Annotated in this window: 27 protein-coding genes and 1 pseudogene; 14 read left to right on the top strand and 14 right to left on the bottom strand. The window is 74.2% G+C overall.

Annotation, left to right across the window (positions count from 1 at the left end; all coding sequences use genetic code 11):
* Nucleotides 1-80 precede the first annotated feature (80 nt).
* A complete protein-coding gene (locus tag RM572_RS22050; RefSeq protein WP_311675139.1) occupies nucleotides 81-278 on the top strand; it encodes a hypothetical protein in 198 nt (65 codons plus the stop codon).
* The gene (locus RM572_RS22055; protein ID WP_311675140.1) at nucleotides 275-961 is read left to right on the top strand and encodes a collagen-like protein; all 687 of its coding nucleotides are present in this window, start codon (nucleotides 275-277) and stop codon (nucleotides 959-961) included. Before RM572_RS22050 ends, RM572_RS22055 begins: the two co-directional genes overlap by 4 nt.
* Before the next feature lie 97 nt (nucleotides 962-1,058).
* On the opposite strand, the gene RM572_RS22060 is transcribed toward RM572_RS22055, so the two are convergent.
* The 5 genes from RM572_RS22060 to RM572_RS22080 form a co-directional block, all read right to left on the bottom strand.
* On the bottom strand, nucleotides 1,059-1,289 hold the full coding sequence (locus RM572_RS22060; RefSeq protein ID WP_311675141.1) for a hypothetical protein: 231 nt from the start codon (nucleotides 1,287-1,289) through the stop codon (nucleotides 1,059-1,061).
* A gap of 78 nt (nucleotides 1,290-1,367) precedes the next feature.
* Entirely contained in the window at nucleotides 1,368-1,667 is a 300-nt protein-coding gene (locus RM572_RS22065) for a hypothetical protein (protein WP_311675142.1), read from the bottom strand.
* A gap of 23 nt (nucleotides 1,668-1,690) precedes the next feature.
* Nucleotides 1,691-1,984, bottom strand: coding sequence for a hypothetical protein (locus tag RM572_RS22070; protein WP_311675143.1), 294 nt, complete (start codon nucleotides 1,982-1,984; stop codon nucleotides 1,691-1,693).
* A gap of 525 nt (nucleotides 1,985-2,509) precedes the next feature.
* Nucleotides 2,510-2,956, bottom strand: coding sequence for a GNAT family N-acetyltransferase (locus tag RM572_RS22075; protein ID WP_311675144.1), 447 nt, complete (start codon nucleotides 2,954-2,956; stop codon nucleotides 2,510-2,512).
* A gap of 5 nt (nucleotides 2,957-2,961) precedes the next feature.
* Nucleotides 2,962-4,140 carry a helix-turn-helix domain-containing protein gene (locus tag RM572_RS22080; RefSeq protein ID WP_311675145.1) on the bottom strand — a complete coding sequence of 393 codons (1,179 nt, stop codon included), beginning with the start codon at nucleotides 4,138-4,140 and terminating at the stop codon, nucleotides 2,962-2,964.
* Nucleotides 4,141-4,246: 106 nt separating this feature from the next.
* On the opposite strand from RM572_RS22080, the gene RM572_RS22085 reads away from it, so the two are divergent.
* Nucleotides 4,247-4,624: a DUF6415 family natural product biosynthesis protein gene (locus RM572_RS22085; RefSeq protein ID WP_311675146.1), complete on the top strand. Its 378-nt coding sequence runs from the start codon at nucleotides 4,247-4,249 to the stop codon at nucleotides 4,622-4,624.
* A 278-nt stretch (nucleotides 4,625-4,902) separates the two neighbouring features.
* Here RM572_RS22085 and RM572_RS22090 read toward each other — a convergent pair whose 3' ends face one another.
* Nucleotides 4,903-5,145 carry a helix-turn-helix domain-containing protein gene (locus tag RM572_RS22090; RefSeq protein ID WP_311675147.1) on the bottom strand — a complete coding sequence of 81 codons (243 nt, stop codon included), beginning with the start codon at nucleotides 5,143-5,145 and terminating at the stop codon, nucleotides 4,903-4,905.
* A 308-nt stretch (nucleotides 5,146-5,453) separates the two neighbouring features.
* Between RM572_RS22090 and RM572_RS22095 the strand changes: the two are divergent.
* A pseudogene (locus RM572_RS22095) lies at nucleotides 5,454-5,774 on the top strand (gfo/Idh/MocA family oxidoreductase); the annotation flags it as partial.
* A 34-nt stretch (nucleotides 5,775-5,808) separates the two neighbouring features.
* On the opposite strand, the gene RM572_RS22100 reads toward RM572_RS22095, so the two are convergent.
* A complete protein-coding gene (locus RM572_RS22100; RefSeq protein ID WP_311675148.1) occupies nucleotides 5,809-6,816 on the bottom strand; it encodes a DMT family transporter in 1,008 nt (335 codons plus the stop codon).
* Nucleotides 6,817-7,138: 322 nt separating this feature from the next.
* On the opposite strand from RM572_RS22100, the gene RM572_RS22105 reads away from it, so the two are divergent.
* Both RM572_RS22105 and RM572_RS22110 read left to right on the top strand, forming a co-directional pair.
* Nucleotides 7,139-8,293, top strand: a complete 1,155-nt coding sequence (locus RM572_RS22105) for a CapA family protein (RefSeq protein ID WP_311675149.1) — start codon at nucleotides 7,139-7,141, stop codon at nucleotides 8,291-8,293.
* Between the two features lie 74 nt (nucleotides 8,294-8,367).
* Entirely contained in the window at nucleotides 8,368-9,585 is a 1,218-nt protein-coding gene (locus RM572_RS22110; RefSeq protein WP_311675150.1) for a CapA family protein, read from the top strand.
* Between the two features lie 67 nt (nucleotides 9,586-9,652).
* On the opposite strand, the gene RM572_RS22115 is transcribed toward RM572_RS22110, so the two are convergent.
* Together RM572_RS22115 and RM572_RS22120 are read right to left on the bottom strand one after the other, a co-directional pair.
* Nucleotides 9,653-10,543, bottom strand: coding sequence for an undecaprenyl-diphosphate phosphatase (locus tag RM572_RS22115; protein WP_311675152.1), 891 nt, complete (start codon nucleotides 10,541-10,543; stop codon nucleotides 9,653-9,655).
* Between the two features lie 156 nt (nucleotides 10,544-10,699).
* Nucleotides 10,700-11,503: a helix-turn-helix transcriptional regulator gene (locus RM572_RS22120; protein ID WP_311675153.1), complete on the bottom strand. Its 804-nt coding sequence runs from the start codon at nucleotides 11,501-11,503 to the stop codon at nucleotides 10,700-10,702.
* 86 nt (nucleotides 11,504-11,589) lie between these two features.
* Between RM572_RS22120 and RM572_RS22125 the strand changes: the two genes are divergently transcribed.
* Nucleotides 11,590-12,165 (top strand): TIGR03086 family metal-binding protein, encoded by a 576-nt coding sequence (locus RM572_RS22125; protein ID WP_311675154.1) that lies wholly within the window; start codon nucleotides 11,590-11,592, stop codon nucleotides 12,163-12,165.
* Nucleotides 12,166-12,230: 65 nt separating this feature from the next.
* Here RM572_RS22125 and RM572_RS22130 read toward each other — a convergent pair whose 3' ends face one another.
* Nucleotides 12,231-13,043 carry a TVP38/TMEM64 family protein gene (locus tag RM572_RS22130; RefSeq protein ID WP_311675156.1) on the bottom strand — a complete coding sequence of 271 codons (813 nt, stop codon included), beginning with the start codon at nucleotides 13,041-13,043 and terminating at the stop codon, nucleotides 12,231-12,233.
* A gap of 94 nt (nucleotides 13,044-13,137) precedes the next feature.
* A complete protein-coding gene (locus RM572_RS22135) occupies nucleotides 13,138-13,611 on the bottom strand; it encodes a DUF4442 domain-containing protein (protein WP_311675157.1) in 474 nt (157 codons plus the stop codon).
* A gap of 126 nt (nucleotides 13,612-13,737) precedes the next feature.
* Here RM572_RS22135 and RM572_RS22140 point away from each other — a divergent pair, with 126 nt between their 5' ends.
* A complete protein-coding gene (locus tag RM572_RS22140; protein WP_311675158.1) occupies nucleotides 13,738-15,123 on the top strand; it encodes an MFS transporter in 1,386 nt (461 codons plus the stop codon).
* On the opposite strand, the gene RM572_RS22145 is transcribed toward RM572_RS22140, so the two are convergent.
* Complete coding sequence (locus tag RM572_RS22145; RefSeq protein WP_311675159.1) at nucleotides 15,063-15,908, bottom strand: spermidine synthase; 846 nt, start codon at nucleotides 15,906-15,908, stop codon at nucleotides 15,063-15,065. The two genes, RM572_RS22140 and RM572_RS22145, sit on opposite strands and share 61 nt — an antisense overlap.
* A gap of 107 nt (nucleotides 15,909-16,015) precedes the next feature.
* Here RM572_RS22145 and RM572_RS22150 point away from each other — a divergent pair, with 107 nt between their 5' ends.
* A complete protein-coding gene (locus RM572_RS22150; RefSeq protein ID WP_311675160.1) occupies nucleotides 16,016-16,549 on the top strand; it encodes a gamma carbonic anhydrase family protein in 534 nt (177 codons plus the stop codon).
* A 163-nt stretch (nucleotides 16,550-16,712) separates the two neighbouring features.
* A complete protein-coding gene (locus RM572_RS22155; RefSeq protein ID WP_311675203.1) occupies nucleotides 16,713-17,393 on the top strand; it encodes an acyltransferase in 681 nt (226 codons plus the stop codon).
* A 170-nt stretch (nucleotides 17,394-17,563) separates the two neighbouring features.
* Here the strand turns inward: RM572_RS22155 and RM572_RS22160 are convergent, their stop codons facing one another.
* Nucleotides 17,564-18,427, bottom strand: a complete 864-nt coding sequence (locus RM572_RS22160) for a DMT family transporter (RefSeq protein WP_311675204.1) — start codon at nucleotides 18,425-18,427, stop codon at nucleotides 17,564-17,566.
* A 113-nt stretch (nucleotides 18,428-18,540) separates the two neighbouring features.
* Here RM572_RS22160 and RM572_RS22165 point away from each other — a divergent pair, with 113 nt between their 5' ends.
* Nucleotides 18,541-19,113, top strand: coding sequence for a helix-turn-helix domain-containing protein (locus RM572_RS22165; RefSeq protein WP_311675205.1), 573 nt, complete (start codon nucleotides 18,541-18,543; stop codon nucleotides 19,111-19,113).
* A gap of 85 nt (nucleotides 19,114-19,198) precedes the next feature.
* Here RM572_RS22165 and RM572_RS22170 read toward each other — a convergent pair whose 3' ends face one another.
* Nucleotides 19,199-19,612 carry a CoA-binding protein gene (locus RM572_RS22170; RefSeq protein WP_027764748.1) on the bottom strand — a complete coding sequence of 138 codons (414 nt, stop codon included), beginning with the start codon at nucleotides 19,610-19,612 and terminating at the stop codon, nucleotides 19,199-19,201.
* A 61-nt stretch (nucleotides 19,613-19,673) separates the two neighbouring features.
* Here RM572_RS22170 and RM572_RS22175 point away from each other — a divergent pair, with 61 nt between their 5' ends.
* The 3 genes from RM572_RS22175 (at nucleotide 19,674) to RM572_RS22185 (ending at nucleotide 24,812) form a co-directional block, all read left to right on the top strand.
* Nucleotides 19,674-20,369: an IMPACT family protein gene (locus RM572_RS22175; RefSeq protein ID WP_311675161.1), complete on the top strand. Its 696-nt coding sequence runs from the start codon at nucleotides 19,674-19,676 to the stop codon at nucleotides 20,367-20,369.
* Between the two features lie 97 nt (nucleotides 20,370-20,466).
* Entirely contained in the window at nucleotides 20,467-21,642 is a 1,176-nt protein-coding gene (locus tag RM572_RS22180) for an exonuclease SbcCD subunit D (protein ID WP_311675162.1), read from the top strand.
* Complete coding sequence (locus RM572_RS22185) at nucleotides 21,639-24,812, top strand: SMC family ATPase (RefSeq protein ID WP_311675163.1); 3,174 nt, start codon at nucleotides 21,639-21,641, stop codon at nucleotides 24,810-24,812. Before RM572_RS22180 ends, RM572_RS22185 begins: the two co-directional genes overlap by 4 nt.
* Nucleotides 24,813-24,872: the final 60 nt, after the last annotated feature.

Raw genomic sequence — 24,872 nt, forward strand, 5'->3', positions numbered from 1 at the left:
CCGGCGCCGCCCTGTACGGGCACCGGAGAGCCGGGCGCACGAACCACGAAGGTGTCGTCCTGACCGGGTACGGCGGGCTCGTGAACGAGCTGCAAGAGGAACGCGCGGACGTGCGGGAGAAGCTCGCCGCCGCCGAACGCAAGCTCGCGGACGCATACGCCGAACTCGCCGCCGGGCACGGCCAGGTCGCGGCGCTGCAACGCGAAGTCGACGAGCTGCGCGCCGACAATGCCCGGCTCAACCGCCGCATCGGCGAACTCGAAGGGACGACGACGTGACCCGCACGAAGCACGTGCTGACGCGCCGGTGGCGGGCCTTTGCCGTCGTTGCTGCGCTCCTCATCCTCGGTGGCGCGGTGCTGCTGGTGTGGCTGCGTGTCGACGCGGCGAACGACCGCGCGGATGGGCTCGCTGATGAGGCGAACCGGCGGGGGGAGGCGGTCAGCACGCTCGCCGGGGACGTGCGGACGCTCCGCAACCAGATCACTGCCAACGGGGACACGCCGGCTGTGCCGGACCCCGCGGAGGCTGTGGACGACCTCCCGGAGCGGGTCGAGGTTCCCGTCCCGGTGCCCGGCCCGCCCGGGCCGGAAGGGCGCCGGGGGAAGCCCGGTCCGTCCGGGAAGCCGGCCCCCACGATCACCCCGGAGGCTGGGGAGGACGGTCAGGACGGTGCGGATTCCACGGTGCCGGGGCCGCGTGGGCCTCGAGGAGAGCCGGGCGCGGACTCGACTGTTCCGGGCCCCCGCGGTGAGCAGGGCCCGGCCGGGCCTTCGCCGTCGGGCTGGACGTTCACGCACGACGGGGTGACGTACTCCTGCTCGCCCGTCACGGAGGGCTCGACTCGGTACACGTGCTCGAGCAGTGCGCCGGAGCCCGACCCGGAGCCTTCGGAGGACGGCGGCGGCCTGCTGGACCTGACCGTGGCGGCGCTGGACCCGACCCGACGCACCTACCCCTGACCCTTAATTCTGGCCGTGGAAATTTCACGCCGCGCGTTAACGCCCCCGTCTGCTGGCCTTCGCGGCCGGCGGGCGGGGGCGCTTCGTGCGTCCGGAGTCAGCTGGCATTGAGGTCGCTGCGGTGGCCACGGCCGGGGCGGGCTGCCAGGGCGGCGCGGACCTGTGCGGCGTCGTAGTACGCCTGGACGCGCCCAGACGGTCCGGGGCGGTGCTCGACGGCGGCAACGCCGAGACGGGAGAGGGTGCCGCGGACGCTGCCGGTGGAGGTCGTGCCGAGGTGGTCGGCTACCTGCTGGGCGGTCCACAGCTCGCGGGTATCGTCGGGCATGGTGCGGGCTCCTTCCGTGCCGGAGCGGCCCGCCCCCGGGCTCATCGGGTGGCGGGCCGCTCGCATGTTCCGTGGGGGTCAGGCGGTGCGGTCGTGCTTCTCGGCGATCGCCCAGAAGTCGACGGCGTCCCACGCGGCCGGGATCTGCTCGCACAGCGCCGCGTCGACCGGGTAGGGGCCGAAGACCTCGTCTCCGACGAGGGTGACGCCGGTGGGGAGCTGCTCGTTCAGAGCGGCCCGGTAGGCGTCGGTGAGGGCGGCGGTGTCGTAGTCCTCGCTGTGGTCGCCGAGGGCTCCGACGACGTACTCGGTGAAGGTCTGGGCGGTGGCGTCTTCGGTGAGGAGGGTGTACTCGCCGTACTTCGTGGTGGTGGTCATGAGGTCTCCCGGTGTGGTGTCGGTCAGCAGGCGGCGACGGGGGCGGTCATACAGGCGCGGCGTCGGCTCCAGGGGCCGGTGACCTTCCATCCGGCGTCGCGGAGGACCGTCTCGCACAGCTCGGGGTCGAAGTCGTGGCTGTTGCCGCTCTGGACGTGGACGCTGCGGCAGTCGCAGGTCGTGGGGCCGTCCTCGTGGAAGTGGATGAGGATGCGGACGAGGTGGTCTCCCATGCCGGTAACGGCGGTCTCGGGGCGGACGTGGAGGAAGTGGCCCTCGACCTCGCGGTGCCATTCGACTCGGGCGGTGGTGGTCAACGGAGGCTCCTTCTCCGTGGTGCCTTGGGCGGTTGCCCTTGGCGATGAACCCAACTATGCAGCACGTGATGCGAAGTGTCAAGTACGCACGCGCGCGCCCGTCTGCCGACATCACCGCCGCGCCGACGAGGCACCGCCGAATGGCCGCGCGACACGGCGCGAGCGGTCCTTTCTCCCTGAAACGGCTGCACGGACCGCGGCACTGTGGCAGTCTGATCCCCGTCGGCCCCGCACCTGCGGGGATCGGCCGGTTATCCCCATCGAGGGTCAGTGGCCCCCGTTGTGGCCCCCGCACACGCGGGGATCGGCCGGCCATACCCGCCACGGACGAGTTGACCCCGCACCAGCGGGGTTCGTGCGTAAGCTGTGCCGTGTCCCCGCGCGAGCGGGGGTGGCCCGATGAGGGCTCAGGTCGCCGCGAGAGTGGCGCCCCTACTCCCCGCGCGAGCGGGGTTCGTATATCACGAACGCCCCCGCTCTGGCCTTCGGGCCGGGCGGGGGCGCATTCGTCATGTCTGCGCGCGGCTACTTCTCCGACCGGAAGAAAACCTTCCCCCGGTTCTCCTCAGCGCCCAACGCCTCGTAGAAGGCCAGCGCCGTCGGGTTGTCCCGGTCCGCCGTCCACTCCACCCGAGAACAGCCAGCGTCCGTCGCCTCGTCACGAAGCGCGTCCATGAGCGCACGTGCGATACCGCGCCGCCGTGCCCCCTCGCGCACGTACAGCTCCTTCAAGTACAGCGACGACTCAGCGCCAGAGGCCGGCCACAGGAAGGTGAAGGACGCCATGCCCAGGACCTGCTCACCCTCGCGGGCGAGTAGCACCGTCGCGGCAGGCCGGTCACCGAACAGCGCAGCCCGTACCTGCGTGAGATCGCCGGGCACGTTGTCGCCGCCGTAGTACGCCTCGATCTCCCCCAGCAGCGCGGAGATCGTCTCGGCGTCCGTCTCGGTCGCCCGGTCGATCGTCACCATGTGGGTCAGTCCCTCCCTCGCCCGGAGGGCAGCGCCAGCGTCTCGCGGAGCACCCGCACCTCCGGCACCGTCTGTGCCTGCCGCGGAACCCTATCCGCGAGCTGTTCGGCACGGTAGATGATCAGGGCGGAGCGGTGCTCACGGGGCAGTTCCTCGATGGCGGCGGTCGCGGTGGTGGCTGCCCCGGCGAGGTCGCCGTCCTGCACTATGCACATGGCCTGGTCCAGGCGGATCAGGGTGCGGTCGGTGAGGTCGTCGGCCGGGTACAGGGCGAGCGCCTGCCCGTGGTTCTCGGCGGCTCGCGCGGTGTCCCCGAGGTGCGTCCACGCGTTCCCAGCGTGGAAACGGAGCTGGTTCTCCGAGTAGCCGAACGCTGACCCGATCTGCTCCTGCTCGGGGAGCCGTTCCAGCGCGACTTCGGCGCGCTCCAGCGCGCCCGCTGCCGCCTCCGCGCGGCCGAGAACGGCCAGTGCGCGGGCCTCCAGCGGCGCCGCCAGGGCGGGGCCGACGCACGGCAGGCCACCGGCGAGCTGCTGGGCGCGCGCGGCGAGTTCGACGGCGCTGTCCATGTCGCCGAGGTAGTACGCCTGGTACGCCTGGTGGGCGTAGATCCACGACATGGCGGCCCGGTCCTCGGCGGCGGCAGCAGCGGCCCGCCCAGTGCGCCACCAGTCCCGCGCCGTCGGATCGCCCATCTTCAACAGCGTCAGGGCCATCAGGCCGGCCATGTGTGCGCTGGCGAGGGTGAGGCGCCGCCGCACGGGGGCGGGGTGCCGGTGGGTGAGCACCAGCCGCAGGTCGGCGAAGTCGTCCACCAGGTCGGCGAGCAGGTTGCCCTCTGGCCGGGTACGGGTGGCGCGGCCGTGCCGGGCGACGGTGTACTCCCAGTCGTCCAGGCCGGCGTCGGTCATGGGTCCGGCGGCGAGCGCGTCGTGGAGCCCTTTTTGCAGCGCGCCAGCGCGGGCCTGAACGGTTGCGGCCGGGTCGACGGACGCAAGGGCGGTGAGTTCTCCGCCTGCGTCGAGGGCGTGGTCGAGTGCGTCGGCGATGGCTCGGGTCGGTCGCCGCCGGCCGTGTTCCAGGTCGGAGACGTAGGACTTCCCGACGGAGGCGAGGGCTGCGACGTCTCGCAGGGAGCGGCTGCCGCGTAGTTCCCGGAGTCGGTCTCCGAACGTCTGGCTCATGGCCTGCTCCTCTCTGTCCGCAGTGTCCGCGCTGTCCGCAGCGGAGCGGACATCAGCGGACGGTCAACTCCTGTGCGTGACCGTGCAGGTGAGAGACGTTACTCGCATGACCGCGACGAAGGACCCCATCCGGCATAATCCGACCTCGCCGGTCGACGGGCTGCCGGTGGACGTCGGCACCATTCGCACCACCGTCGACCGCGCCCTGCAGCAGGGCCCGGCGCCCGAACGGGATGACCTCGTCCTGCTGGAGCAGCTGCTCCGCGGCCATATCCAGCTCCTGCTGCCCCTGGGCGAGCAGGCGGTTGAGCAACTCGACAGGCGCACCGTCGAGTACGTCGGGCAGCGCCAGGCGCTGAACATCGCCCGCTACCGGGTCGGCAAGCGGCTGTGCTACGACCGGGCGACCGCGCACACCCACGTGCGTCTCCTCGCGCAGGACTGCCGCGGGCTCCTGCGGTACGCCACCGGGGGCGGGCAGTGAGCCCGGAACCGGTGCGGCGCGTCTGCCGGGCCTGCGGGACGCCCGCCATGTTGGAGCCGCACGAGCACCGCGCCGACGACCCGTGGGCGTGCCCGCCGTGCCTCGCGCATCTCACGCGGGAAGGCGCGACGCACGTCCCGGAGTGGGCGCTGCGGCTGGCCCGCCCGCTGCGGGCCCTTTAAGACCGGTCCGGCTGTAGGCGTCCCCCCGTCGCAGGCAGCCGGACCTCCCCGGGCCGTCCGGCGGTGGCTCTCTCCCGCCGGGCGGCCCCTCCACTGCTACTCATGACGAACGAGGTCCGACAGGTGAACGTCGAGAGCGTCCGCGAGGCGCAGCAGCGTGTCGAGCCGTGGGGAGACGTGCCCTTGCTCGATGCGGTTGACCTGCTGCCGGTCGACGCCGGCGCGTTCGCCGAGGTGCTCCTGCGTGAGGTTGGCGTGCATCCGCAGTGTGCGGATTCGGTCGCCGACGGCCCGGCGGCGGGGGAGCAGCCAGTCGGGCGGCGGGTCGGCGGGTTGCACCCGTCAACGCTCTGGCCGACCATGATCGCGTGTCTGTATCTGGTAACGCACTTTTTACGATCATGAAGCGCGGGTACGCACCCGGAGCCAGACCATCCCTGCTCAGAACGTAGAGAATCGTTTCGTCGCCACAGCATCCGGACATACCCGTCGCCTGGTTGAAACAGGGACCATACGGCGAACCGGGTATACCGGTAGAACGGTCACCAGGAACTCCGCACCTGCGTGACCGGCGTGCGCCCCCTGTCTCGTCTCCGCAAAGTCCAGACAGGGGGCGCAGCCCATCACCCCCGTATCGTGCTTTAGGTCAACTGCCCGGGGACGGCTTCACCGCGCTCGGCGTCATGAACCGGCTCTCCGGATCGGCGGAGGAGATCCTGGAGGTCTCGGGGCAGGACACCAAGCGGGAGGTCCGCGACCTGGCCGAGATCGTCGACCACAAGGGGCAGCCCAGCGTGCGGCGCCGCGGCGACTGGGTGCCCGTCGCCCGGCAGCGTGGCGTCGAGCAGGCCGTCCTCGGCTTCCTGGACGCCGTGCGCGCCGGGCGGCCGCTGTCCGCCCGCGACGCGCTGCGCACCCACGAACTGTGCGAACGCGTGGTCCGTGCGGTCGAGGAGCAGTCCGTCTGACGTGCTGACGCCCCGGGCGGACATTCGCCCCGGGTCAGCTCCGGCAGTGCGCCGGGAGCGGCACCGCCGTACCGTCCGCCCGGCCCTCGCCCCGCACCGCCGCCGGATCGAGCGCCGCCGTCAGCGGCACCAGCACCCCGGCGGCCTCCGGCCGCGCCACCGGCGCGGGGATGACGACCGCTCGGGCGGCCGCCGCCGCCCGCCGCTGCCGTGCCACGTTGTCGGCCGTGAGGACGAACAGCCCCCAGCCGGTCACCACGGCGCCCAGCAGCGCGGCGACCGCACCCGGAGCCCCGTAGCGGAAGCCCTCGTCCAGCAGCAGAATGCCCACTGCCCCGGCCACCACCGGATTGACCACCGTCGCCGTGGCGAGCGGCGTGGCCAGGCCGCCGCCCCGGTACGCCGCCTGCGAGGTGGCGAGGCCGGTGACCGCGAAGACCGCGATCAGGCCCAGCACCGGGACGGCCCGGGCCGGCGACGTCAGCGCCCAGCCCTCCGCGACCGCCTTCACGCACACCGAGGCCGTGCCGAAGGCGACCCCGGCCGCGGTCGCGAGGGCGATGCTGCGCAGTCCGGTGCGCCCCGTCCGGCTCAGCACCGTCGCGCAGCCGACCAGCAGCAGGACGCCGGCCGTGGCGACGCCGGTCACCGCGTACTGGCCGCCGGTGCCCAGCGGTTCCGAAGCGTTCGCGCCCGTGAACAGGAGCACCGCCGCCAGCCCCAGCGTCACCAGGCCGATGCCCCGCCAGGCCCTCCTGCCGACCCGGCGCTTCACCGTCAGCGCGGCGAGCGGGGCCACGATCACGATGGTCAGCACCCCCAGGGGCTGCACGACCGTCAGCGGCCCCAGCCCCAGCGCCGCGACGTGCAGCAGCGCGCCCGTGCCGTTCAGCACGACCGACACCCACCAGCGGCCGTTGCGCAGCAGCGCGAAACGGCTCGGGTCGGTCGTCGACGCGATCCGCTCCTGGACGATCGCCGCTCCCGCGTAGGCGACCGCGGAAAGGAGCGCGAGCAGGACCGAGGCGGCCAGCGCGTTCACCGCCGTGCACCTCGCTCCGACCAGAAGACGTCCATACCTCCACCATGGACCCGTCGGACCGCGAATGCGTCCTCTGGCGGTCCCGATCTCTCCTCCCCCCACAGGAGTACACCCCAGCCCCGTGTACACCCCACAGCGGACACGGTGCCCGACACCGGCCCCGACACCGCGCCGCCCTCGGCCCGGACCCGCCGCTAGCCCGTCCCCCTGACGTTCCTCCCCCCGACGGACCTCCCGGCTGTCGCGTTCCCTCCGCCCGCCGCAGGGTGCGAAGCAGGAGCCCGTCACGGGCACGCACGCCGAGGAGAGGCGAGGAACAGTCATGGGACGCATACGACGGCCGGTACGGCTCGCGGGAGTGCTCACGCTCTGCGCCGCGCTCGCCTCGTGCAGCCAGACGCAGACCGGCACCGACGCGGCCGCCGGCGACCGGGACGAGCAGCGGATACCCGCGGCCCGAGCCGCCGACGCGGAACCGTTCACGCTCGTCGCCTCCGGCGACGTCATCCCCTACCCCTCGATCATGCGGCAGGCCCGGCAGGACGCCGGGGGCGAGGGCTACGACTTCACCCGCATATTCGCCGGCATCCGCCCCGTCGTCGCACAGGCCGACCTCGCGCTCTGCCACATGGAGACCCCCTACGGGGACGACGACGGCCCGTTCACCGGCTACCCGCTCTTCCGCTCGCCGCCGCAGCTCGCCGAGTCGCTGCGCGCCACCGGGTACGACAGCTGTTCCACCGCCTCCAACCACACCCTCGACGCCGGCATGGAGGGTCTGACCCGCACGCTGCGGGCGATGGACGAGGCAGGACTCGAGCACGCCGGCTCCGCGCGGTCGTCGCGCGAACGGAACAGCCCCACCCTGCTGAAGGCCGGCCGCGCCACCGTCGCCCACCTCTCCTACACCTACGGCACCAACGGCATACCGGTGCCCGACGGCAAGCCCTGGGCCGTCAACCTCCTCGACCCGCGGAAGGTCGTCGCCGACGCCCGCGCCGCCCGGAAGGCGGGCGCCGACGTGGTCGTCGCCAGCGTCCACTGGGGCACCGAGTGGCAGCAGAAGCCCGACGCGCGGCAGCTGCGCCTCGCGAAGCGGCTGACCGCGTCGCGCAGCGACGGGCGGCGCGACATCGACCTGATCCTCGGCACCCACAACCACGTGCCGCAGGCCTACGAGAAGGTCAACGGCACCTGGGTCGTCTACGGCCTCGGCGACCAGGTCGCCAGCTTCATCCCCTCCATGTACCGGGGCAACGAGGGCTCCACCGCGCGCTTCACCTTCACCCCGCCCGAGCGGGCGGGAGAGCCCTGGACCGTCTCCGAGGCCGGCTTCCTGGTGACGCACTCCGACACCGGCCCGCCGTTCCGGGTGGTCCGGGCGACCGAGGACCGCTTCCCCGAGGTCCGGCAGCGCGTTCGCGAGGCCGTACTCAGCCGCGGCGCGGCCGACGACGGCCTCACCGAAACCCGCTGAACGGCACCCGCCCCCACACCGCCCCGCCCCCACACCGACCCCGCACCCCCGCCCGCACCCTCCGGAGATGCCGCATGCCCACGCACCACCACGGAAGAGACCGCACCCGCCGCCGCCCCCTGCACCGCGTCGCCCTCGCCTGCGCCGTCACCGCGCTCCTCACCGCACTCCCCGCCTGCGGGGCGGACCGGGCCGGCGACGACGGCGCAGCCGCGGACGGCGGCCGGAGCCGGGACGCCGCGGCGGCCGCCCACCGCGAGTCCGCAGAGGGGTTCACCCTCGTCGCCACCGGCGACATCCTGGCGCACGATTCGATCATCCAGCAGGCACGGCGTGACGCGGGCGGCAAGGGCTACGACTTCCGGCCCATGCTCGCCGCCGCCGAACCCCTCGTCTCCGCCGCGGACCTGGCGGTCTGCCACATGGAGACCGTCTACGGTGCCGACGGCGGCCCGTTCACCGGCTACCCCGCCTTCCAGACGCCGCCGCACGTCGCCGAGGCCATCGCCGCCACCGGGTACGACAGCTGCTCCACCGCCTCCAACCACACCCTGGACGCCGGCCCGGACGGCGTGCGCCGCACTCTGGACGCCCTCGACGAAGCGGGGGTCCGGCACGTCGGCTCGGCGCGTTCCGCGAAGGAGGACGCCGAGCCCGTCCTACTGGACGCGGGTGACGCGAAGGTGGCCCAGCTCGCCTACACCTACGGCACCAACGGCATACCGGTGCCCGACGGCAAGCCCTGGCTCGTCGACCTCCTCGACCCGCGGAAGGTCGTCGCCGACGCCCGTGCGGCCCGGAAGGCGGGCGCCGACGTCGTGGTGGTGTCTGTCCACTGGGGCACCGAGTGGCAGCAGGAGCCGGACACGGACCAGCTGCGGCTGGCCAAGGAGCTGACCGCGTCGCGCAGCGACGGGCGGCGCGACATCGACCTGATCCTCGGCACGCACAACCACGTGCCGCAGGCGTACGAGAAGGTCAACGGCACCTGGGTCGTCTACGGCCTCGGCGACCAGGTCGCCGGGGTGATGAACGACCCGCGCGGCAGCATGGGCAGCGCCGCCCGGTTCACCTTCGCCCCGCCGCGGCGCGAGGGCGGCGAGTGGCGCGTGCGGAAGGCGGATTTCACGCCGTTCCTGATGGCGAGTGAGCCACGCTTCCGGCTGGTCGACCTCACCGGTGAGGAGGCCCGCGGGTCCGGCCGCCCGCAGTACACCGCGGCGCTGAACGGCATCCGGGAGGCCGTGCTCGCCCGCGGCGCCGCCGACGACGGCCTCACCATGACCCGCTGACCACCGGCTTCCTCCGCGGCGGCGGCACGGCGGCGGCACGGTCTCGGGGCGGTGTCGGGGCGGGGCCTCAGTGCGAGCCCTGCCCCGACCCGACGTCGCCTGCCTCGTGCGGAGTGAGCACGCCCAGCGCGATGAGGACGAAGATCACCACCCCCAGGAGCACCCGGTAGATCACGAACGGCATGAAACTCCTGGTGCTGATGTACCGCATGAACCAGGCGATGACCACGTAGGCGACGGCGAACGCCAGCAGGGTGGCGAAGAGGGTCGGCCCCCAGGACACGTGCCCCTCGCCGATCTCCGTCAGTTCGTACAGTCCGGAGGCCAGCACCGCGGGGATGGCGAGCAGGAAGGAGTACCGGGCGGCGGCCTCGCGGGTGTAGTTCATGAACAGCCCCGCGCTGATCGTCGCCCCGGACCGCGACACGCCCGGCACCAGCGCACACGCCTGCGCCAGCCCGTAGAGCAGGCCGTCCTTCACGGTCAGGTTCTCCAGCTTCTTGGGCTCGCGGCGCGCACGGTGCCGCCCGCCCCGCTCCCGCCGGGCCGACACCCGGTCCGCGACGCCCAGGATGACGCCCACGCCGATCAGCGTGGTGGCGATCAGCCGCAGGTCACGGAACGGCCCCTCGATCTGGTCCTTGAGCGTCAGCCCCAGCACGCCGATCGGGACGGACCCGACGATCACCAGCCAGCCGAGCTGCGCGTCGTGGTCCCGGCGCATCGCCCGGTCGGTCAGCGACCGGAACCACGCGGTGACGATCCGGGCGATGTCCTTGCGGAAGTAGATGAGCACGGCCGTCTCGGTGCCGATCTGGGTGACGGCGGTGAACGCCGCGCCCGGGTCCTTCCAGCCGGCGAACGCGGCCGTCAGCCTCAGGTGGGCGCTGGAGGAGATGGGGAGGAATTCGGTCAGCCCCTGGACGAGCCCGAGGACGAATGCTTCGAACCAAGACATGGAATTCCCGTGCGTCCCCGAGGTGTGCGCTGTTCGCGAGCCGGTGCGAGTCGGACCCGCGCCACTCTAGGACAGACGGCGTCACCTTCCGTCGACGGGAGGTGACGCGTGGGCGGCGGGCCGGTGACGGGTGGATGACGGGACGGCGGTGCCGCGTCACGCCGCGTACGCGGTCGGCGGCACGCCCACCGTCGCGGTGAAGTCGCGGACCAGGTGGGCCTGGTCGCTGTACCCCAGCTCCGCCGCCAGCCGCGCCCAGTCCACCGGCCCGGAGGACTCCGCACGCTCCAGCGCCTCGTGGATCCGGTAGCGGAGGATCACCCACTTGGGGCCCACCCCGACCTGGGCGGCGAACAGCCGTTGCAGGGCGCGGACCGACATGCCGCCCGCCTGCGCCAGCCGGTCGACGCGCCGCATCGTGCGGTCCTCGCGCACACGCTGCACCAGCGCCATCGCCAGGTCGGCGTCCGGCAGCGGCTCCGGGCCCAGGGACAGCAGGAAGTCGTCGAGCGCCGTCACCCGCTCCGCGTCGGACTCCGGTCCCAGCACGGCGGAGGGGACGGAGGGAGCTGCGCCGGGGAAGACCTCGCGCAGCCCCTCGTGCAGCCCGGTCAGGGTGGAGACCGTGCGGCCGGGGGCGAACGGGCGGAAACCGCCGGGACGGAACTGCACCCCGCACACCCGCCCGCGTCCCTCGAGTTTCCGGGTGAACAGCTCCAGCCCGATCCCGGCGACCTCCGCGTGGTCCGGTCCGCCCGAGGAGCGCTGGAAGACGACGTTCACCGAGGGATGCGGGACCACGTGCGTCTCGTACGGCTCGTCGAGATCCCAGTCGATCAGCCAGTAGTGCTCCAGGTACGGCCGCAGCGCCGCGGCCGGCGCGTGACGGCGGAACCGGACGCGGGCGAAGAGGCCGTGCGCGTCGACGATGCCGCGGGTGTCGCGCCGTGGACCTGCCATGTCCCGATCCTAGGACGGCATGCCCCGCCGCACCGGTGTCGCGTTTGTTCAAGCCCCGCCCGCGCCGGGCGCCTAGCGTCGCCGGTATGGACGACACGATCAGTGACCTGCTCGAAGGGGCCGCACGCCGGGCCGTGCCCGTCGTCGCGGCGGTGCCCGACGACCGGCTCGACGCACCCACGCCGTGCGCCGACTACCGGGTGCGTGAACTGCTCGACCACCTGTTCCACGTGGTCGTGAGCTTCCAGGAGATGGCGGCCAAGCGCGAAGCGGACTTCTCCGCCACGCCCGTCTACCTGCACGGCGACTGGCGGGCGCGCTTCCCGCGCGAGACCGGTGCTCTGGTGCGCGCCTGGGCGCAGCCGGGCGCCGAGGAGGGCACGGCAGGTTCCATGGGGCTGCCCGCGCGCACGCTGGGCGCCATGGTCCTGCTCGACCTCACCGTGCACCCCTGGGACCTGGCCCGGGCCGCCGGACTGGACTACACGGCGGGCACGGCGGGGTTGGGCGAGCTGGAGGACCTCGTCGCGCAGATGGGGCCGACCGCGCGTTCGATGGGCGCCTTCGGCGAGCCGGTACCCGTTCCCGACGATGCGGGGCGTTTCGAGAGGTTGCTGGGCGCCGTGGGACGCGACCCGCAATGGGCGCCGCCCGCGCGGTGACGCGGGCGGGCCGAGGGGCGTGGCGGGGAGGGCCGGAGCGGAGGGCCCGGGCGGGGGCGGTGGCCTCAGGCGGCCTGGGCGGCGGGAACCTTCTCCTCCGCGGCCGCCACCTGCGGGGCGTCGAGCGGCTGCGGTGCCTCGGTGGCCGCATCGGCAGGGACGCCCGCCGCCCGTGCGGTGGCCGCCCGCATCTTGGCGCGCTTGCGCCAGGCGAAGACGACGCCGCCGACACCGGACACCGCGATGAAGCCGAACGCGACCATGAACGCCGGGGAGTTCGGCGTGCCGGCCTGGCTGCCCGCCACCACGTACGCGGCGGTGTTGGGGATCGAGCCGAGGATGGTGGCCGAGAGGAAGGCCGGCCAGCTCATGCGGGAGACGGCCGCGGTGAAGTTGGACCCGGCGAACGGGATACCCGGAAGCAGCCGCATGATCAGCATGGTGCGGAATCCGTGCCGGCTGAGCTGCCGGTCCGCCTTGGTGAGCAGCTTGTGCTTCAGCAGCGGACGCAGGGCGTCCTGGCCGAGCAGGCGGCCCATGCCGAACGAGATGCCGGCGCCCACGGCGGTGCCGGCGAGCGCGGCGCCGAGGCCGAGCTGCGCGCCGAAGAGGGCGCCTGCCGCCAGGTTGAGGAAGGGGCGGGGGAGGAAGGCCGTGGTGCACGTGCCGTAGGCCGCGGCGAAGAGCAGCACGGCCAGGGCACCGGACAGCTGGGCGATCCCGCCGTCGGTGATGAGGCGCTGCGGCTCGAAGACCAGAACCAGGGTGGCGGCCGTGGCCAGCAGCACGATCAGCAGGCCGAAACGGGACCAGGGGGAGAGGAGCGTCTGTGCCAGGCGGGCGGGGAAACCCGCGGGCTGCGCGACAGAAAGGGACATCTCGGGGAGAGTAACCCACGACCTCGGACCCGCAACGTGACGCGGGTCACGCCCCCCGGCGGTCCCTTTCCGGCGTGGCGCTCTGACCAGCCCGTCAGCCCTTCGGGCGCAATGTCCAGATGATGGACATCTCGCCCGTCGTCTCACCGTCCTCGCGCGTGATCACGACCCGCACCGGGAACTCCGGCCGCCCGCCGGCGTCCAGCTCGGCGACGACCTCGGCGGCCGGCCGCCCCAGCTCCGCCGTCGCCGTGACCGGCCCCATGGCCAGCTTGCGGTACGCGATCTCCGCGCTGACCGCCAGCGGCACGGCGCGGGAGAGCTGGTCGGCGAAGGCGGCCAGGACGATCGCACCGCTCGCGGACTCCGCGAGGGTGAACATGGCCCCGGCGTGCGGCCCGCCGACATGGTTGTGGAAGGCGCTCTGGTCCGGCAGCGAGAGCACCGCGCGTTCGGCCGTGGTCTCGGCGAACTCCAGGTTCAGGGTGCGCACCATCGGCACGGTGGCCGCCAGCAGCTCGCCCCAGGACTGCGTGTCGCCCGTGGAGGGCGCGGGTTCCGTCGTCATGGGCGCACATTACCACTGGGTAACTTGCTGTGGTCCGGCCGCTCGCGCCGCAACCGCCGCCGCGCCGTCCGAGCGACCGGAAACCGGGCTGCGACGGGCCCGGCGCAGCCCGTAGGGTTGCCGCCCATGTGGCAGGCGGACCAGCACGGCGGCGACCCCGGGACGCCGCCCGGACCAGCGAAGCGGCCGGCCCGGGCGACCTGGGCCGGCCGCAACTACACCCTGCTCACCGCCGCCGCCGTCGTCACCGGCCTCGGCAACTCCGGCGCCCTCGTCGCGGCCGCCTTCGCCGTCCTCGCGGCCGGCGGCGACGGCACCGACATCGGGCTGGTCGCCGCCGCCCGCACTGTTCCACTGGTGCTGTTCCTGCTGGTCGGCGGCGCCGTGGCCGACCGCCTGCCCCGCCACCGGGTCATGGTCGCCGCGAACGCCCTCAACTGTGCCTCGCAGGGCGTCTTCGCCGCGCTGGTGATCACCGGGCAGGCCCAGCTGTGGCAGATGGCCCTGCTGTCCGCGCTGGGCGGAACCGGCCAGGCGTTCTTCGCGCCCGCGTCCGAGGGCATGGTGCTGGCCACCGTCAGCGGTGAGCAGTCCTCCCGCGCCTTCGCCTTCTTCCGCATGGGTGTCAACGGCGCCAACATCGGCGGCGCGGCCCTCGGCGGCGCGCTCGTCGCCGTCGTCGGACCGGGCTGGGTCCTGGCGGCCGACGCCGCGGCGTTCGCCGCCGCCGGACTCCTCCGCGCCCTGCTGGACCTCAGTGGCGTCCCCGAACGGGGCCCGGGGGGCGGGCTGCTCGCCGACCTGCGGGACGGCTGGCGCGAGGTCGTCTCCCGTACCTGGCTGTGGGCGGTGGTGGTCCAGTTCGCGGTGGTCAACGCCGTCGTCGCCGCCGCGGAGGCGGTGTACGGGCCCCAGGTCGCCCAGGAGCACCTGGGCGGGGCCGGCCCCTGGGGTGTCGCCCTGGGCGCGTTCGGCGCGGGCACGGTCGTCGGCGCGCTGCTGATGACCCGCTGGAAACCCCGCCGCATCCTGCTCACCGGCGCCCTGTGTGTCTTCCCGCTCGCTCTGCCGTCCGCCGCGCTCGCGGTGCCGGTGTCCGCCGCGGTGCTGATCGGGGTCATGTTCGCCACCGGCCTGTTCGTAGAGGTGTTCGGGGTGACGTGGATGATGGCCCTGCACCAGGAGGTCCCCGAGGAGAAGTTCTCCCGCGTCTCCTCCTACGACTGGTTCGGCTCCCTCGCGATGGTCCCGGTGGCGACCGCTCTCGCCGGGCCCGCCGAGGAACTCGTCGGCCGGCCGGCCGCACTGTGGTCCTGCTCCGCGGTGATCGTGCTGCTCACCGCGGCGGTCCTGTGCGTGCCCGACGTACGCCGCCTGGAGCGCCGCACGGTGCCCCGCGACGTCGCGGACGACACCGGGGCTCCCGGGCAGCCCGGACCGCCACGGGCGTCTCAGCCGATGCCGAAGGAACCCTCCGGCGGTACCGGGGACGGCGCGGCCGCGTCCTCCTGAACCGGGATCGCCCCGCCCCGCAGAGCCCCCAGCTCCGCACAGGGGACGACCCGCGCGGGGAACGGATCCGCAGCCGTGCGCCGCGCCAGCAGGGGCGGCGGCAGTTCGCCGTCCGAGGCGAGCAGCAGTACGTTGCCGAACCGCCGCCCGCGCAGCACCGCCGGCTCCGCCACGACGCACACCCGGGCGAACGCCGCGCGCCACGTGGCGATCTGGGAACCGAGAAAGCCGAAGGGCGCCGCGTCCGCGAGGTTCGCCGCGTAGATCCCGCCGGGCCGCAGCGCCCGCGCCGCGGCCCGGGCGCAGCCCACCGTCGTCATCTGCGGCGGCACCCGGTTCCCGCCGAACACGTCCGCGACGACCAGGTCTGCCGATGCCGGGGGAGAGGACTCCAGCGCCGCGCGGGCGTCAGCCGCCTCCACCGCCGTCCCGGCCCCGGCCGGCAGCGGCAGGAACTCCGCGACCAGCGCCGACAGTTCCGCGTCCCACTCGACGACCCGCTGCCGCGACCCAGGCCGGGTGCGTGCCGCGTAGCGCGGCAGCGTCAGACCCCCGCCGCCCAGGTGCAGCACGTCCAGCGGCGACCCCTCGGGCCCCGCGAGATCGAGTACGTGGGCCAGCCGCCGCACGTACTCGAACTCCAGGTGCAGCGGATCGTCCAGGTCCACGTACGACTGCGGCGCCCCGTCGACGGTCAGCAGCCACGCCCGGCGGCGGTCGACGTCGGGCAGCAGTTTCGCGGTGCCGCCGCCCACCGGGCGGCAGACGGCTGCGGGCTCCTCCACCGTCCCATTGTGCGGTCCTCGCTCACCCGTCGGTGCGTCGCCCCCGCTCCAGTAGGCTGCCGGGGCAGGGCGGCACCCCGCCGAGAGACGCGGAACGGGAGACATCGATGACGGAGAACGCACTCGTCATGGCCGTCGGCGGCCATGGGCCCCGGATCCACCCGGAGGCGTTCACCGCGCCCACCTCGGTCGTGCTGGGCGAGGTCGCCCTGGAGGCCGGAGCGAGTGTCTGGTACCACGCGGTGCTGCGGGCGGACTGCGGCCCGATCGTGCTCGGCGCGAACAGCAACATTCAGGACAATTGCACCGTGCACGTCGACCCCGGCTTCGCCGTCAGCGTCGGCGCCCGCGTCTCCGTGGGGCACAACGCCGTCCTCCACGGCTGCACCGTGGAGGACGACGTCCTGATCGGCATGGGAGCCACGGTCCTCAACGGTGCACGGATCGGGGCGGGTTCGCTCGTCGCCGCCCAGGCGCTCGTCCCGCAGGGGCTCCAGATCCCACCGGGCTCGCTGGTCGCCGGCGTCCCGGCGAAGGTCAAGCGCGAACTCACCCCGGAGGAACGCGAGGGCATCCGCGCCAACTCCGACATGTACCTCGAACTCGCCCGCCGGCACCGGGAGGCCACTCCCGTCCGCTGACCGCGGCCCCGCACGGCAGCCGTGCGCGGCGCCCCTGCGGGCGACGCTGCGGGAAGGATCACAGGCCCGGCGCGGGGTGGGCCGGCCGCCCGGCCGCTACCGTGAGGCCGTGCGACCGATCGGTAACCTGTTCTCCGCGCTGGCCTCCCGCGCCGTGCACGCCATGTGGCGCCGCGCCCAGCACCTCGGCGCCGTTACGGCGCAGCGTCCCGGACCGTACGCCTTCCGCGCCTTCGGCCCCCACAGCCGCCTGGCGTTTCCGCAGGGCACCGTCTTCGGCGCGCCCTGGACGGAGATCGGCGACCACTGCGTCATCGGTCAGGACGTGACCCTCACCGCGGGCATGATGCCCGGCCTGGACCTCGGCGACGACACCGTGCTGACTCTCGGAGACGGCGTCGTCGTCGGCCGCGGCAGCCACCTCGTCGCCGACGCCGCCGTCACCCTGGACGACGACGTCTTCTGCGGCCCGTACGTCTACATCACCTCCACCAACCACTCCTACGACGACCCCGGCGCTCCCGTGGGCCGCCAGTGGCCGCGCACCGCGCCCGTACACATCGGCGCCGGCAGCTGGCTGGGCGCGGGGGCCGTGGTCCTGCCGGGCGCCCGTCTGGGCCGCAACGTGGTCGTCGCCGCCGGATCGGTGGTGCGCGGTGAGGTGCCCGACCACGCGGTGGTCGCCGGCGCCCCGGCCCGGGTGGTGCGCCGCTGGGACGCCGCGCACGGCTGGCAGCCGCCGCTTCGCACCCCTCCGCCCGAGCCGCTGCCCGACGGCATCACGGCCGAGGAACTGCGCGCACTGGCGGCATCCGAACGCAGCGCCGCGGGCACACTGGAGTGAGAACGGCCGGCGGCAGGGTGCCGCGCGGCACGGGCACCGGACGGGAGGCGCCGTGAGCGGCCGGACGCTGCGCATACTCCTTCTGGCGGCCATCGCCGTCCAGGGGTTCGCGCTGCTGCTCTACGCCGTCCAGCGTTTCTGACCCGCCCGCTCCCGCTTCCCCCTCCCGTTCAGCCGGAGGCCAGCAGCACCGTGCCCACCAGCGCCAGCCCGGCCCCGGCGGTCTGCACCCCGCGCAGCCTCTCCTTGAGCACGCCCCGCGCCGCCAGTGCCGTGACCACCGGATAGAGCGAGGCGAGCACCGCCGCGACGGTCACCGGACCGTGCTGCGCCGCCAGCACGTAGGTCCCGTTCGCCGCCACGTCCGCGAGGCCGACGAAGGCCAGCGCGGGAAGCTGGGCGCGCAGTACCGGCACCCCGCCCTCGGGCAGCGCGGCCGCGCCGCGCCGCGTCTGCACCAGCAACGCCCCGCCGCCGACCGCGATGTTGCACAGCCGCTGTACGAACAGCGCGAGGAACAGCCCGGTGATGCTGGTCGAGGCGTGCTCGATGAGTGCCATCACCGCACCGAAACCGAACGCGGAGACCAGCGTCAGCAGCAGCGTCTGCCGCTGTACCGGGGCGCCGCGCAGCTCCGGGCCGCCGGCCAGCACCACCCCGGTGACGGCGACGAGGATGCCCACGGCCTGAGTCCAGCCGGGGCGCTCGCCCAGGGCGAGCCCGGCGCCGACCGGCACCACCACGGCGAGCGAGGCGAGCGGTGAGACCACCCCCATCGGCCCCTGCGCGAGCGCCTTGTAGAAGGCGAGCATCGCCACCGGCCCCACCACGCCGGCGGCGACCGCGAACCACAGCTGCGGCCCCCACTCGCTCCATCCTCCGGTCGCCACGACCACGGCGCCCAGTACCAGCGCGGCGAGGGTCTGCGACACGACCACGACGGTGAGGGCGGACATGCGCCGGGTCAGCAGCCCGCCGCCGAAGTCGGCCAGCCCCCACATCAGGCTGGTCGCCAGCGCCAGGGCTGCGGTCATGACGGCACCTCGCAGTACAGTGTGGTGAACGATCGGGTCCAGCACACCGTAGTACAGCAGGCTGGACTCTGTCATGTAGAATAGTGGACTACGACTGGACGGTGCGCCCGCACGTGACGGACCTCGACCACCTCACGCAGTCCCTCGCCCGCAACCTCAGGCGATGGCGGCAGGAACGCGGCTTCACCCTGGACGCCCTCGCCGCCCGGGCGGGCGTCAGCCGGGGCATGCTCATCCAGATCGAACAGGCCCGCACCAACCCCAGCGTCGGCACCGTCGTCAAGGTCGGCGACGCGCTCGGCGTGAGCATCACCACCCTGCTGGACTTCGACCGGGAGCCCCAGGTCCGCGTCGTCCCGCCGGACCAGGCGGTGCGCCTGTGGTCCACGGACGCCGGAAGCCACAGCACCCTCCTGGCGGGAGCCGAGGCCCCCGGGCCCCTGGAGCTGTGGCACTGGCGGCTGATGCCGGGGGAGGGCAGCGCCTCCGACCCCCACCCCCAGGGCACGACGGAACTCGTCCACGTCACCGCCGGCGAACTCACCCTGACCGCCGACGGCGAGGACTACCTCCTGCCCGCGGGGACCTCTGCGTCCTTCGAGTCCCACGTACCGCACGGCTACCGCAACGACGGCACGCAGCCCGTGGAGATGACCATGGCCGTCGCCGTGCCCCCGCCCCGCTGAAGCCGCCGCCCGTCCCGGCCCCGCCTGTACCCCACCCGGGCAGGAGGGCCCCGGCGTGCCCGTCGACTGAGGGCGGCGGCCGCGTTCAGCCCAGGCCGAGCCGCGGGATCTCGATGGCCGGGCACCGGTCCATCACCATGTCCAGCCCCGCCGCGCGCGTCCGCTCGTACGCCGCCTCGTCGACCACGTCCAGCTGGAACCACACGGCCTTCGCGCCGGCCGCCACCGCCTCGTCCGCGACCCCTCCCGCGAGGGAGGAGTTCACGAACACGTCCACCACGTCCACCGGGAACGGCACGTCGGCCAGCTTCGCGTACCCCGGCTCGCCGTGCACGGTCTCCGCCCGCGGATGGACGGGCACCACCCTCTTCCCGAACCGCCGCAGCACCTGAGCGACGCCGTAGGCGGCCCGCGAGGTGTTGCCGGACAGCCCGACCACCGCCCAGGTGTCCCCGGAGGAGGTCAGGACGCGCCGCATGGTCTCCGTCTCGCTGCTCATGCCGTGCACAACCCGCGCACCGGCCCGCGGCATTCCCCCACTGCCCGCATAGGCTGCCGTCATGCCGCACGAACGGGACCGGAGCGACGAGCAGCAGGACGGCTACCTCACCGTCGCCGCCGAGGGCGTGCACGAGACGGAGGTGAACCGCTCGCGGTTCCGCTGCCTGCTGGCCCCGGCCGCCACCGAGGAGCAGGCCCAGGAGGTGATCGCCCGCGTCCGCCGCGAGCACCCGACCGCGAGCCACCACTGCTGGGCGTACGTCATCGGCGCCGACGCGGGCGTGCAGCGCTCCGGCGACGACGGCGAACCCGGCGGCACCGCCGGACTGCCCATGCTCCAGATGCTCACCCGCCGCGAGACCCGCTGCCTCGTCGCCGTCGTCAGCCGCTGGTTCGGCGGCACCAAACTCGGGGCAGGCGGACTCATCCGCGCCTACGGGGGCGCCGTCGGCGCCGCCCTCGACGCGGTCGGCACCGTGGAGCGGCGCCGCTGCCGCCTCGTCACCGTCACCGTCGGCCACGAACGGGCCGGGCGGCTGGAGAACGACCTCCGCGCCGTCGGCGACGCGGCCGTCCTCGACGTGCGCTACGGCGCGGAAGTCACCCTCGACCTCGCGCTGCCGGCCGGAGCGGTGGAGGACTTCCGTGCCCGGCTCGCCGACGCCACCGCGGGCACCGCCCGCCTCGAACTCGGCGGCGACACCTACGCCGCGGGCGGCACGCCCCCCGTCGCCGGAGGCGGCACGGCCGCCTGACGCCCCGTCGGCTGCGGACGGACCCGCCGGTCCCGGGACGCCGCAGGCCGCCGGCCGCGAAAGACGATGTCAGTGGCCGCATTTAGAGTCTGTGACCATGCGTCTGCTGCACACCTCGGACTGGCACCTGGGCCGCTCCTTCCACCGCGTCGGGCTGCTCGACGCCCAACGCGACTTCCTCACGCACCTGGTGGCCACCGTCGAGGAGCAGCGGATCGACGCCGTCCTCGTCGCGGGCGACGTCTACGACCGGGCCGTGCCGCCGCTGGCCGCCGTGGAGCTCTTCGACGACGCCCTGCACCGGCTCGCCGCCCTCGGCGTCCCCACCGTCATGATCTCCGGCAACCACGACTCGGCCCGGCGCCTCGGCGTCGCCTCCGGCCTCATCCGCAGCGCCGGCGTCCACCTGCGCACCGACCCCGCCGGCTGCGGCACCCCCGTCGTCCTCCACGACGAGCACGGCGACGTCGCCTGCTACGGGCTGCCCTACCTCGAACCGACGCTCACCCAGACCACGCTCGGCGCCGGTCAGCGCAGCCACGAGGCCGTGCTGACCGCCGCGATGGACCGGGTGCGCGCCGACCTCGCCGGCCGCCCCGCCGACACCCGGTCCGTCGTCCTCGCGCACGCCTTCGTCACCGGCGGCCGGCCCTCCGACAGCGAACGCGACATCACCGTCGGCGGCGTCGAGTCCGTGCCCGCCGCCGTCTTCGACGGCGTCGATTACGCCGCCCTCGGCCACCTCCACGGCTGCCAGACCCTCACCCCGCGGGTGCGCTACTCCGGTTCGCCCCTGGCCTACTCCTTCTCCGAGAGCGAGCACCGCAAGTCCATGTGGATGATCGACCTCGACGCGGACGGCGAGGTACGCGCCGAGCGCCTCGACTGCCCCGTCCCGCGCCCCCTCGCCCGCCTCCGCGGCACCCTCGACGACCTCCTCACCGCCGAAGCGCACACCCGGTACGAGGACGCCTGGGTGGAGGCCACGCTCACCGACGCCGTCCGCCCCTCCGAACCCATGGCCCGCCTGGCCCGCCGCTTCCCGCACGTCCTCAGCCTCGCCTTCGATCCCGAGGGCGCCCCCGACGACCCGCACACCGGGTACGCGGCCCGCGTCCGCGGACGCACCGCACAGCAGATCGCCGAGGACTTCGTCCTGCACGTGCGCGGCGGCCGTGCCGCCGACGCCCACGAACGCGGCCTGCTCGGCGACGCGCTGGACGCCGTCCGTGCCCGGAGCACCGAGACCGCGGGAAGCGGAGCCGCCCGATGAGACTCCACTCCCTGACCCTCACCGCGTTCGGCCCCTTCGCCGGCACCCACCGCGTCGACTTCGACGACCTGTCCGCCGGCGGGCTCTTCCTGCTGCACGGCGCGACCGGCGCCGGCAAGACCTCCGTCCTCGACGCCGTGTGCTACGCCCTGTACGCCGCCGTGCCCGGCGCCCGGCAGCAGCCCGGCAGTGTGCTCCGCAGCCACCACGCCGACCCGCACACCGCCACCTGCGTCGTCCTCGACCTCACGGTGGGAGACCGCCGCCTGGAGATCACCCGCGCCCCCGACCAGCTCCGTCCCAAGAAGACGGGCACCGGGTTCACCCGCGAGCGCGCCCGGTCCACCCTGCGCGAGCACGACCCCGCCACCGGCGGGTGGAAGGCGCTGAGCCTCTCCCACCAGGAGATCGGAGAGGAGATCACGCAACTCCTCGGCATGAGCCGCGACCAGTTCTGCCAAGTCGTCCTGCTGCCGCAGGGCGACTTCGCCCGCTTCCTGCGGGCCTCCGCCGAGGAACGCGCCAAGCTCCTCGGCCGCCTCTTCGACACCGCCGCCTTCGCCGCCGCCGAGGAGGAACTCGCCCGGATGCGCAAGGAGACCGAGCAGGACGTCTCCGAGAGCGACCAGGCCCTCACGGGCTACGCCCACCGCATCCGCCAGGCGGCCGGTGCCGACATCCTCGCCGACGTGGCCCAGCCCGACGAAGCCGACGGAGCCGCCGAGCCCGCCCGCGCACGGCGACGGGCCGCGTCCGTACCCGACCCGCGCACCCCCGCCGCGACCGCCCCCACGGCCTCTGCCTCCGTCCCCGCTTCTGTCTCTGCCCCTGCCGACGGCGAGACCACCGCACCCACCACCGCCGACGGGCTCCTCGCCTGGGCCGCGCAGGCCCGCTGCACCGCCCGCGAACGGCACGAGAGCGCCGTACTCGCCTCCCGCGCCGCCGACGCCCGTCACGAAGCCGCCGCCCTCGAAGCCGAGCAGACCCGTGAACTCGACCGCCGCCGGCGCCGGTACGCCGAAGCCCGGCAGCGCCACACCGCCCTCGAGGCCCGCGCGGCCGAACGCCGTGACACCGCCGCACGCCTCGCCGCCTCCCGCGCCGCCGACACCGTCGCTCCCCTCCTCGCCCACGACGACCGGGCCGCAGCCGACCATGACCGCGCCACAGCGGCGGAGGCGCGCGCCCGCCACGACCTTCCCGCCGACGTCGCCGACGCCGGCCCGGACCGGCTCACCGACGTCGAACGCGCGACCCGCCGCGACCTCGGCGCGCTGGAAGCGGCCCGCCGCTCCGAGCAGCGCCGCACCGACCTGCACGCCCAACTCGCCACCCTGGAACGTGAAGCCCGCGCCGACGAGGACGGCCTGCGCGAAGCCGCCGCCTGGCTCGCCGACTGGGACGCCACCCGCGCCGCACTCCAGCAGCGCGTCGACGACGCGCAGGAGGCCGCCACCCGAGCCGAACACCTGGACGGCCGCCTCGGGACGGCGCGCCGCCGGCTGGAGGCAGCCCACCGGCGCGACCGGCTCGCCGAGGAGGAACCCCTGGCCGGTGCGGCGCTCTTCCGCGCCCGCGAGGAGGCCGCAGACGCCCGCGAGAACTGGCTCGACGTCAGGAACCGCCGGCTCGCCGGCTACGCCGCCGAACTCGCCACCGCCCTGCGCGACGGCGAGCCCTGCGCGGTCTGCGGCGCCACCACCCACCCCGACCCGCGCGAGCCCGCCGACGACCACGCCGACCAGCGCGCCGAAGACGCCGCCCTCGACGCCCACCAGCGCGCCGACACCGCCCGCGAGGAAGCCGCCGGCCGGCTGCGCACCCTCCGGGACCATCTCGCCGCCGCCCGCGCCGAAACCGGCGACGCCACCCGCGCCGCCCTCGAACACGCCGCGACCGCCCTGGAGGAACAGCACGCCGCGGCACGCACCGCCGCCGGCGGGGCCCACTCCGCCCGCGAGGCCCTCGACAGCGCCGACCGCGAACACGCCCGCCGCCGGTCCGCGGCCCAGGACGCCGAACGCCGCAGCGCCGCCCGCGCCTCCCGCCGTGAAGCGCTCCAGGTCGAGGAGTCAGCCCTCACCCGTGAACTGGAGCGTTTCCGGGCCGGGACCGGCACCTCCCGCACCACCGGCGCCGAGGGAACCCTCGCCGAACACGCCGACCTCCTCGAACGCCGCGCCAGGCTGCTCGCCACCGCGGCCGACGCCGCGCGCACCCGCCTCACCGCGGCCCGCCACCAGGACGACGCAGGCACGCGCCTCGCCGAAGCCCTGCGCGCAGCCGGCTTCCCCACCCGCGAAGCCGCCCGGGACGCCTTCCTCGACGCCGCCACGCAAAGCCGTCTCCAGCGGGACCTCGACGCCTGGCACACGGAGGAGAAGGCCGTCGCCGACGCCCTCTCCGACCCCGAACTCCTCGCGGCGGCCCAAGCACCCCCGGCCGACCCCGTCCGTGCGGACACCGCCGCACGCGAAGCCGACCTGGCCCGGCGCCACGCGGACACCGCACTGGACGCCGCCCGTGCCCGGTGCCGCGAACTCGACGAACTCGGCGCCCGGGCCACCGCACAGATCCGTCGCACCGCGCCGCTGCGCCGGGTGCACGAACGCGTCGCCGCCCTGGCCCACCTGGCGGCCGGCACCTCCGCGGAGAACCGGCACCGGATGCGCCTGGAGACCTACGTCCTCGCCGCACGGCTGGAACAGGTCGCCGCCGCGGCCAGCACCCGCCTCGCGCGCATGTCCGCCGGCCGCTACACCCTCGTCCACTCCGACGAACGCGCCTCCGGGCGCGGCCGCTCCGGCCTCGGCCTGCACGTCGTCGACTCCTGGACGGGGGTGCAGCGCGACACCGCCACCCTCTCCGGCGGCGAGACCTTCTTCGCCTCCCTCGCCCTCGCCCTCGGCCTCGCCGACGTCGTCACCGACGAGGCCGGCGGCACCCGCCTCGACACCCTCTTCATCGACGAGGGCTTCGGCAGCCTCGACGAGCAGACTCTCGACGAGGTCCTCGACGTCCTCGACGCACTCCGCGAACGCGACCGCTGCGTCGGCATCGTCAGCCACGTCGCCGACCTGCGCACCCGCATCCCGGTCCAGCTGGAGGTGCTCAAGACCCGCACCGGTTCGACCGTGCGCCACCGCGCCGCCCCGCTCACCTCCTGAGCGTGGCGGCGGCCCGGCGCGCAGCGCGGAAACCCGGCGCGCGCAGCGCTGAGGAAGGCC

The sequence above is a fragment of the Streptomyces hazeniae genome (assembly GCF_031845485.1).
GTDB classification, from domain to species: domain Bacteria; phylum Actinomycetota; class Actinomycetes; order Streptomycetales; family Streptomycetaceae; genus Streptomyces; species Streptomyces hazeniae.